Below are 8428 nucleotides of genomic sequence, written 5' to 3'. Positions count from 1 at the left end.
GCACGCCCTACAAGGGCATGAAGCTTCTCGCGTCCCATCTTGGGGGAACCCGCAATCCCATGGTGGTGCGCTGGCCTGCGCGCATCACGCCGGATCGCACCCCCCGGACCCAATTCCTGCACTGCAACGACCTGGTGCCGACCTTCTACGAGCTGCTGGGCATCACCCCACCGCGGACCGTCAACGGGATTCCGCAGGATCCGATCGACGGCGCCGGTTTCGCTCGGACGTTCGTGGACCGTGACGCGCCGGCGGGCAAGCTCACCCAGTATTTCGAGGTCATGGGCAGCCGAGCGATCTACCACGACGGATGGATGGCATCGGCCTTCGGACCCCGCGCACCGTGGCTGCCCGGCCTGCCCGGCGGAATCCGCGATTGGAGCCCGGACGACGACACCTGGGAGCTGTACAACCTCGACGAGGACTGGACGCAGAACCGCGACCTGGCCGAGCAGTACCCCGAGAAACTGGCACAGATGCGGGAGATCTTCGCGATCGAAGCGGCCAAGAACAACGCCCTTCCCATCGGTGGGGGGCTCTGGGTCGCGGCGATCCATCCGGAGCAACGCATCACCACGCCGTACACGAGTTGGGACTTCACCGGCGACGTCACCCGTATGCCCGAATTCTGCGCTCCCGCATTGGGAAACAAGAACAACCGGGTCTGTATCGAGGTGATCTTCCCGGAGCGGGCACACGGCGTCCTGTATGCGCTGGGTGCCAACGGTGGTGGTCTGACGTGCTTCGCGGACGACGGCTATCTCTGCTACGAGTACAACCTGTTCATCCTGATGCGGACGAAGATGCGTTCGGCGAGCCGCGTCGCGCCCGGACACCACCTCGTCGAGGTGGTCACCAAGTACGCCGAAGCGCGCCCCGGTGGTCCGTTGAACGTCCTGATGTCCGTCGACGGGCAGTCGGTGGGGGAGACCGTCGTGCCGGTCAGTGCGCCGTTGCTGTTCACGGCGAACGACTGCCTGGATATCGGCACCTGCCTGGGTTCACCTGTCTCGCTCGACTACTTCGACCGGGCACCGTTCCCGTTCGACGGGAGCATCGACAGGATGACCGTCGAATACACCTGAACGCAGCTCTTCGAGTGCCTTACCGGATCCGGGCGGTGGATCCGCCCGGAGCCGCGAGGTCTGTCAGTTGAACTGGTCCGGATGGGGTCCGGTGCGCAGATCGCGGTCGGCGCCGGCGATGGTGGACATGTCCTCGTCGGTCAGTTCGAAGTCGAAGACCGCGAAGTTCTCCCGGATCCGGGACGGCGTGACCGACTTCGGGATGACGACGTTGCCGAGCTGCAGATGCCAGCGCAGCACCACCTGGGCCGGCGACTTGCCGGTGCGTCCGGCGATCGACGTGATCGCCGTGTCGTCCAGCACGGCGCCCTGGGCGAGCGGGCTCCATGCCTCGGTGGCGATGCCGTGCTCGGCGTGGAAGGCGCGCAGTTCGCTCTGCTGCAGCCCGGGGTGCAGTTCGATCTGGTTGATCGTCGGGACGAGCGAGCTGCCGTCCAGCAGGCGCTGGAGGTGGGCCGGCTGGAAGTTCGACACGCCCGCAGCGCGGAGGCGTCCTTCCTCGACGAGGCGTTCGAGGGCACGCCAGGTATCCGCATAGAGGTCGCGGGCCGGGGTCGGCCAGTGGATCAGGTAGAGGTCGAGACGATCGAGGCCGAGCGCGGCGAGGCTGGTGTCGAAGGCGCGGAGGGTGGCGTCGTAACCCTGATCGGAATTCCACACCTTCGTCGTGATGAACAGTTCGTCGCGGGACAGTCCGGAGTCCGCCAGCGCGCGGCCGACGCCGGCCTCGTTGCCGTAGATCGCGGCGGTGTCGATGTGGCGGTAGCCGGTCTCGAGTGCCGCGCTGACGGCCGCGGTGGTCTCGTCCTCGGGAATCTGGAAGACGCCGAAGCCGAGCTGGGGGATCTCGACGCCGTTGTTCAGGGTGACGGTGGGGATCGTGGACGATGTCACGAGATGGTGCTCCTTCGGGGGTGTTCGCGTAGTTCGGGATCAGAGTCGGACGGGGTCGACGGCAGCACGGGAGGTGCTGTGGAGGTCGGGTTCTGCGGATGGGTGAGTTGCGTTGGCGTGATCGTCCTTTCGCTGTAGTCGGTGGGACAGGGCCGCCGGGATCAGAGCGGACGCGGCCAGGAGGGCCCCGACGGCGTTGGGTGCCGTGTACCCGAATCCGGCGGATATCACCATGCCGCCGAGCCAGGCGGCCAGGGCGTTGCCGAGATTGAAGGCACCGATGTTGGCAGCGGACGCCAGGGTCGGGGCGCCGTGCGCATGGTCGAGGACGTGCTTCTGCAGGGGTGGGACGGTCGCGAAACCGAGAGCGCCGATCAGGAAGACCGCCGCGACGGACACCGTCTTGGCGGAGGCCGGGAAGGTGAACAGGCCGAGCACCACGGCCAGGCCGGCCAGGGCGGTGTAGAGCATCGGCATGAGATTGCGGTCGGCGAAATGTCCACCGACGAGGTTGCCGACCACCATGCCGGTTCCGAACACGGCCATCAGCCAGGGGACGGAGGACTCGGCGAAACCGCCGACATCGGTCAGGATCGGTGCGATGTAGGTGATCGCGGCGAACACGCCCCCGAAGCCGAGGACCGTCATGGTCATGGCCAGCACGACCTGGACGTTCTTGAACGCCGCGATCTCGTGACGCAGCCGGACGCCCTCGGGTCGGGATACGTCGGGAACGAGCTTCGCGACGCCCGCGAGGCCGACGACGCCGAGCGCGGCGACGATCAGGAACGTCGCGCGCCAGCCCGCGGTGTGGCCGACGAAGGTGCCCAGCGGCACGCCGACGACATTGGCCACCGTCAGTCCGGTGAACATCAGGGAGATGGCAGCGGCTTTCTTCTGCGGTGCCACCAGGTCGGCGGCGACGACCGAGCCGATGCCGAAGAACGCTCCGTGGGCGAGGGAGGCGACGACGCGGCCGATCAACATGACGGCGAAGGTGGGTGCGAGGGCAGAGACGGCATTGCCCAGGACGAACAGGCCCATGAGCAGCATCAACATGTTCTTGCGGGAGATCCTGGTGCCGAGCGCCGTCATGATCGGGGCACCGATCATGACGCCGAGGGCGTAGCCGGTGACGAGATATCCGGCTGTGGGGATCGAGACTCCGAGATCCGATCCGACCTGGGGGAGCAGCCCCATGATGACGAATTCGGTGGTGCCGATTCCGAAGGCGCCGATGGCCAGGGCCAGCAGAGCGAGTGGCATGAGAACGATCCTTCGATCGAGAAGAGACGCAGACGCGCTTTACTGGCGTCAACAATAATTGCAGACGCCGACTAATTGCAAGCGCGGGTATAGTGAGCGATGTGACAACGCCGGCACACCGCCCGCGTCACCTGTTTCGTACGAGCCGACCGAGGAGCCGACCATGACCGCCACGGACCCGTCGATGACCGCGCTGGCCAACAGCTGGTCGGCGCTGTCGCTCCTGCACGGGCGGATCGAGAACCGGATCGAGAGCGCCCTGCAGTCCGGCCACGGGTTGAGCGTGCGCGAGTATTCACTGCTGGACGTGCTCAACCGTCAGCACGACGGGGAGGGCGGGCACCTGCAGATGCGCCAGGTCGCCGACGCCGTGGTCCTCAGTCAGAGTGCGACGACGCGGCTGGTCACGCGGCTCGAGGATCGCGGGTTGCTTGCGCGCTATCTATGTCCCACCGATCGCCGCGGCATCTACACCGACGTCACCGACGCCGGCCGGCGCCTGCTCGACGAGGCCCGGCCCACCCACAACACCGCCCTGCGGGAGGCGCTCGACGAGGCCGCGGCCGAACCTGTCCTGGCGCCACTGGTCGACGCCATCCGGCAGTTGCAGGACGATGATCGGACGGATGCCGCCGGGGGCCCGGCACCACGCTGAACGGGGGCGATCTCGCGCGACGTCCTCCGCGCGCAGACCTGTCGGAGCAACAGGTGAGATCGCGCGGCCGGGTCGGGTATCGTCTCCCATGGTGTGCCGGGAAGTCTGGTCGGCGGGAACAGCTTTCTTCGACGACCCGGAGGACGACATGAACGCATCGGTACACCTCTTCTCGGTGCACGCATCTGGAGGCACGCCATGAACTGGGCCGTCTTCGTCGCCTTCCTCGTCGTATGGGTGCTGTCAGGACTCGTGACCGGTCTGTGGATGGCACGGCGAGGCCACGACCCTCGCTGGACGATCATCGCCGTCATCCTCGGACCGTTGTTCGTCCCCATCGCCTTCGAGCGCATCGAGCGTGTTCCCCGGTCCGTCGAAGTGACGACGGTGGCCCGGCAGCATGCCGGAGAGGTCGACGAGGGCGGACTCCGCGTGATGGTCGGTTACGACGGATCCACCGAGGCCAAGCATGCGCTGGACGCGGCGCGACGACTGTTCGGGCCGGCCGGAGGAGTGCTCGAACTCGTCGTCGTGATCTCCTACGACGACGCCGGCGATCCCGACTCCGAACTTCTCGCCACGGTGCGACGGCGCCTCGAGCAGGCCGTCGAATCGATGGGTGATATTTCGGTGGGATATGCCGTCCTCGCCGGCCCGGCCGGTCGATGCCTGGGTTGGTTCGCCGAGGAACATCACGCCGACGTTCTCGTCGTGGGCCGCCGCGGACGAGGCATGTCCTCTCGGATGCTCGGCAGCGTCGCGGAATATCTCATCGGGCACTCGCATGTGCCTGTGCTCGTCGTCGATCCCACCGTCGTCTCGCCGGACGCGGGTGCGAACGAACCCACGGTCGCCGTTCGGGTCGCTCCCGAGGAGAATGTGACGGGCACCGCGTCGACCTGACCCGATACGGTATGGTCGATCTCGGTGCGCCGGGAAGTCTGGTCGGCAGAAGTAATTACGTCGTCGAACCGGAGGACCCGTGTCTGTACCCATCTGTCCCGTCGCCACCCGTCCCGCCCGAGCTCTGCAGCCGGCGCAGTGACCGGCACCCCCGCGAAGCACGTCCACCGCAGCGCCGAAGGTCGCATCGACCTCCTGGCTGCGTGTCGGCGTCCGACGCCGAAATCGCAGGGATGCCATAGTTTTCGGTACCCGATCCCACTCCGGGGATCGGAACGTACTGCCGCCCATGCGGATCGGGTGCATCCGCCCCGGCCGGTCCCCGTTCGCGCACCGCGTGCGGTCGAGAATTCCGAGGACCTGTGATGCCGAACATCTTCTCCGGAGTCCCCTTCCTCTCTCGCGGAACATGGCAGGACACACGCCGTGTGACGGAGATCCTCCGCAAGGAGACCGTCGGCGGTGTCCTGCTGCTCATCGGCGCCGTCATCGCATTGATCTGGGCGAACACAGGATGGTCGGATTCCTACCATGCCCTGCGGGAGACCTCGATCGGTCCGGCGTCGTGGCACCTGGACCTGTCCCTGGGCACCTGGGCGGCCGACGGACTGCTCGCCGTGTTCTTCTTCGTCGTCGGCGTCGAACTCAAACGGGAATTCGTCGAAGGCAGTCTGCGGGACCTGCGGCGTGCCGCCATGCCGGTGACCGCCGCCCTGGGCGGCATGATCGTCCCGGCCGTGATCTTCGCCGTCATCAATCTTCGTGGTGGCGCCGACGCGTTGAACGGATGGGCGGTCCCGACGGCGACCGACATCGCGTTCGCCGTAGCGATTCTCGCCGTCATCGGTAGTCATCTCCCGTCGGCGCTGCGAACGTTCCTGCTCACCCTCGCCGTGGTCGACGACCTGCTCGCCGTGACCGTGATCGCGGTCTTCTACACCGACGAGGTGAACCTGCTCTACCTGGGCGGGGCGCTGATCCCGTTGGCGCTGTTCGGCATCGCGCTCCGACGCGGCTTCGGTGCCTGGTGGCTCCTGGTGCCGTTGGCGGCAGTGACCTGGTGGCTGGTCCACGAATCCGGTGTGCACGCGACCATCGCCGGTGTACTGCTCGGCTTCGCGGTTCCCGTCGCCCGGCAGGTGGGGGACCGCACGATTCCGGTCGCCGAGCACGTCGAACACCGGCTCCGGCCGCTGTCCGCCGGTATTGCCGTGCCGGTCTTCGCCTTCTTCGCCGCCGGCGTCACCGTCGGAGGATTCACCGGCCTGGCGAACGCCCTCACCGATCCCATCTCCGCCGGGGTGATCGCCGGTCTGGTCGTCGGCAAGGTCGTCGGGATCTTCGGGGTCAGCTACCTGGTGGCGCGCTTCACCCGAGCACATCTCGACGACGAGCTGAGTTGGGTGGACGTGCTGGGTGTGTCCCTGCTCGGCGGTATCGGCTTCACGGTGTCCCTGCTCATCGGCGATCTCGCCTACGGTGCAGGAACCGTCGCGGCCGATCACGTGAAGGTCGCCGTGCTGTGCGGATCGTTGCTCAGCGCCGCTCTGGCCTCGACTGTTCTCGTGGCCCGTAACCGTGCCTACCGCACGATCAGGGCGGCCGAGCAGGTCGACGAGGACGGCGACGGGATTCCCGACGTCTATCAGCGATGATCGATACCTCGGATCGCGGTCGGGACGGTCTGCCGTGGTGGGTCCAGCCGACCGTGCGGTCACCGCAGGCCCTGCTGAAGTGCGTCTTCTGGCCGGTCGCCGTGATGCTCGTCGTCCATCGCACGGTGATCCTCGCCGTCGACGGTGCACGCACGGACGACTTCACCGGTGTCTACCGCGCAGCCGTCGCCTTCTGGAACCGTGAACCGGTCTACACAGCGACGTACGAACACGTCGACCCGCACTACCTCTACCCGCCGTCGGGTTCGCTGCTGATCGCACCGTTCGCGGCCCTCGAACACGAACTCTCACGATGGGCATTCATCGGGGTCAACGCGGCGGCCGTCCTCGTTGCCGTGTACCTGGTCGTGCGGATGTTCGGGTACACAGCGCGATCCGCGGCGCTCCCGATCGCGGTGACGGTCGCCTTCGCGTCCGAATCGGTGATCAACACCCTGGTGTTCACCAACATCAACGGTGTGGTCCTACTCGGTCAGATGGCGTTCCTGACGTTGTTGCTGGCGCGGCGGGACCTCTGGGCCGGCGCCGCGATCGGGGTGACCTTCGCTATCAAACCGATTCTCGCGCCGTTGCTGTTGCTTCCCGTGCTGCGCCGCCAGAGCAAGACTCTCCTGACCGCCGCAGCGGTGCCGGTCGGGCTCACCGCACTCGCGTGGCCGTGGGCTGCGGATCCGTGGCAGTTCGTCGAACGCACCGTTCCGTATCTGTTGCAGTCCCGCGACTACTTCAACAGTTCGATCACCGGCAACGGCACCTATTACGGTCTGCCCGAACCCCTGATCCTCGTGTTGCGCATCGGTTTCGCGTTCCTCGCCGCGGCCACGCTGTATCTGCTCCACCGCTATCACCGGCACGACGAGGTGTTCTTCGTCGTCACCGGTGCCGGTGTGCTGATGACCGCATCGTTTCTGCTCGGTTCGCTCGGGCAGATGTACTACTCGATGCTGCTGTTCCCGTTGCTCATGAGCGTGGTCCTGCCGCAGTCCGTGATGCGGAACTGGCCGGCATGGCTGGCGGTGTACGGCTTCCTCAGCGCCGACGAATGGTATTCGGGCAGATGGGTGGAGGCCGGCCGGTACGCCGAGTACATGCGCCCGACACTGGGCTGGTCGCTGCTGCTCATCGTGATATTCGCGGTGCTGGTCGATCGCCGACGATCCACACGCGTCCCCGGACCGGTCACAGACCCTTCGGTGGACATCGCTCGGACAGGGCGTCAGAACGCGTCGGCGCCGAAACTCTGAGCGTAGTAACCGCGGATGTGCTCGACGATGCGCTTGCGAGCGAGCGTGGCATCGCCGGCGCGGACCGCGTCGACGAGACCGCGGTGCTCGTGACGCAGCCGCACGCAGGTCGCGGGCCAATCGGTGTGTGGTGCGCCCGCGAGGACGTAGCTCTCGATGGAGTCGCGGAGACCGGCCATCATCGCCGCGACGACGAGGTTGCCCGCCGCGTCGGCCATTGCGACATGGAACTGGGCGTCGAGAACGAGGAACTCGGGTGCCGCCAACTCCGGATCGTCCATCGCGTCCAGCAGTTCCTCGGCCGGGGTGAGTTCCGGTGCCGGGCTCCGGTTGGCCAGCGTCTGCATCACTTCCGTCTCGAGTACCAGACGTGTGCGGACGATGTCGGAGACCGGGAAGTTCTGCGCCGCGACCTGCAGGCGCATGAGCATAGACATCCCGCCGGTGGGTCGCGAGACGATCATCGCGCCGGCGTTCGGCCCGGACCCCGTGTGGGTGCTGAGCAGCCCGAGGGCCTCCATCACCCGCAGTGCCTCACGAACCGAAGACCGGCCGACGCCGAGTTGTGCGGCGAGCGTGCGCTCCGGGGGCAGACGCTGGCCCGGGCCGAGTTCTCCCGAGACCAGCATCTGCTCCAAGTGGTTCAGTACCTGCTCCCACGCACGACCCTCGGACGACGACATGACTTCAGAGCCTAGTCGATTC

General features: G+C 66.8%; 7 protein-coding genes and 1 pseudogene. 5 read left to right on the top strand and 3 right to left on the bottom strand.

The features are described from left to right. Positions 1 to 1085 (top strand): annotated as a pseudogene (locus tag B9C99_RS20885) (sulfatase-like hydrolase/transferase); the annotation flags it as partial. A 63-nt stretch (positions 1086 to 1148) separates the two neighbouring features. On the opposite strand, the gene B9C99_RS20880 reads toward B9C99_RS20885, so the two are convergent. Further along, a complete protein-coding gene (locus B9C99_RS20880) occupies positions 1149 to 1979 on the bottom strand; it encodes an aldo/keto reductase (protein WP_088899207.1) in 831 nt (276 codons plus the stop codon). Positions 1980 to 2018: 39 nt separating this feature from the next. Beyond that, entirely contained in the window at positions 2019 to 3245 is a 1227-nt protein-coding gene (locus B9C99_RS20875; protein WP_088899206.1) for an MFS transporter, read from the bottom strand. Between the two features lie 163 nt (positions 3246 to 3408). Between B9C99_RS20875 and B9C99_RS20870 the strand changes: the two genes are divergently transcribed. The 4 genes from B9C99_RS20870 to B9C99_RS20855 all read left to right on the top strand — a co-directional run bounded on the left by B9C99_RS20870 (position 3409) and on the right by B9C99_RS20855 (position 7723). Further along, entirely contained in the window at positions 3409 to 3900 is a 492-nt protein-coding gene (locus B9C99_RS20870) for a MarR family transcriptional regulator (protein WP_088899205.1), read from the top strand. Positions 3901 to 4098: 198 nt separating this feature from the next. Further along, complete coding sequence (locus tag B9C99_RS20865; RefSeq protein ID WP_016692223.1) at positions 4099 to 4803, top strand: universal stress protein; 705 nt, start codon at positions 4099 to 4101, stop codon at positions 4801 to 4803. Between the two features lie 428 nt (positions 4804 to 5231). Then, positions 5232 to 6458, top strand: a complete 1227-nt coding sequence (gene nhaA / locus B9C99_RS20860; protein ID WP_216359316.1) for a Na+/H+ antiporter NhaA — start codon at positions 5232 to 5234, stop codon at positions 6456 to 6458. Further along, positions 6455 to 7723 (top strand): glycosyltransferase family 87 protein, encoded by a 1269-nt coding sequence (locus tag B9C99_RS20855; RefSeq protein ID WP_088899204.1) that lies wholly within the window; start codon positions 6455 to 6457, stop codon positions 7721 to 7723. The genes nhaA and B9C99_RS20855 overlap by 4 nt, the downstream gene beginning before the upstream one ends. On the opposite strand, the gene B9C99_RS20850 is transcribed toward B9C99_RS20855, so the two are convergent. After that, on the bottom strand, positions 7696 to 8406 hold the full coding sequence (locus B9C99_RS20850) for a FadR/GntR family transcriptional regulator (protein WP_016692220.1): 711 nt from the start codon (positions 8404 to 8406) through the stop codon (positions 7696 to 7698). The two genes, B9C99_RS20855 and B9C99_RS20850, sit on opposite strands and share 28 nt — an antisense overlap. Between the last annotated feature and the right edge of the window lie 22 nt (positions 8407 to 8428).

The organism is Rhodococcus sp. BUPNP1, assembly GCF_002215235.1.
Classification (GTDB): domain Bacteria; phylum Actinomycetota; class Actinomycetes; order Mycobacteriales; family Mycobacteriaceae; genus Rhodococcus.
This window is presented reverse-complemented; position numbering and strand designations above follow the sequence as displayed.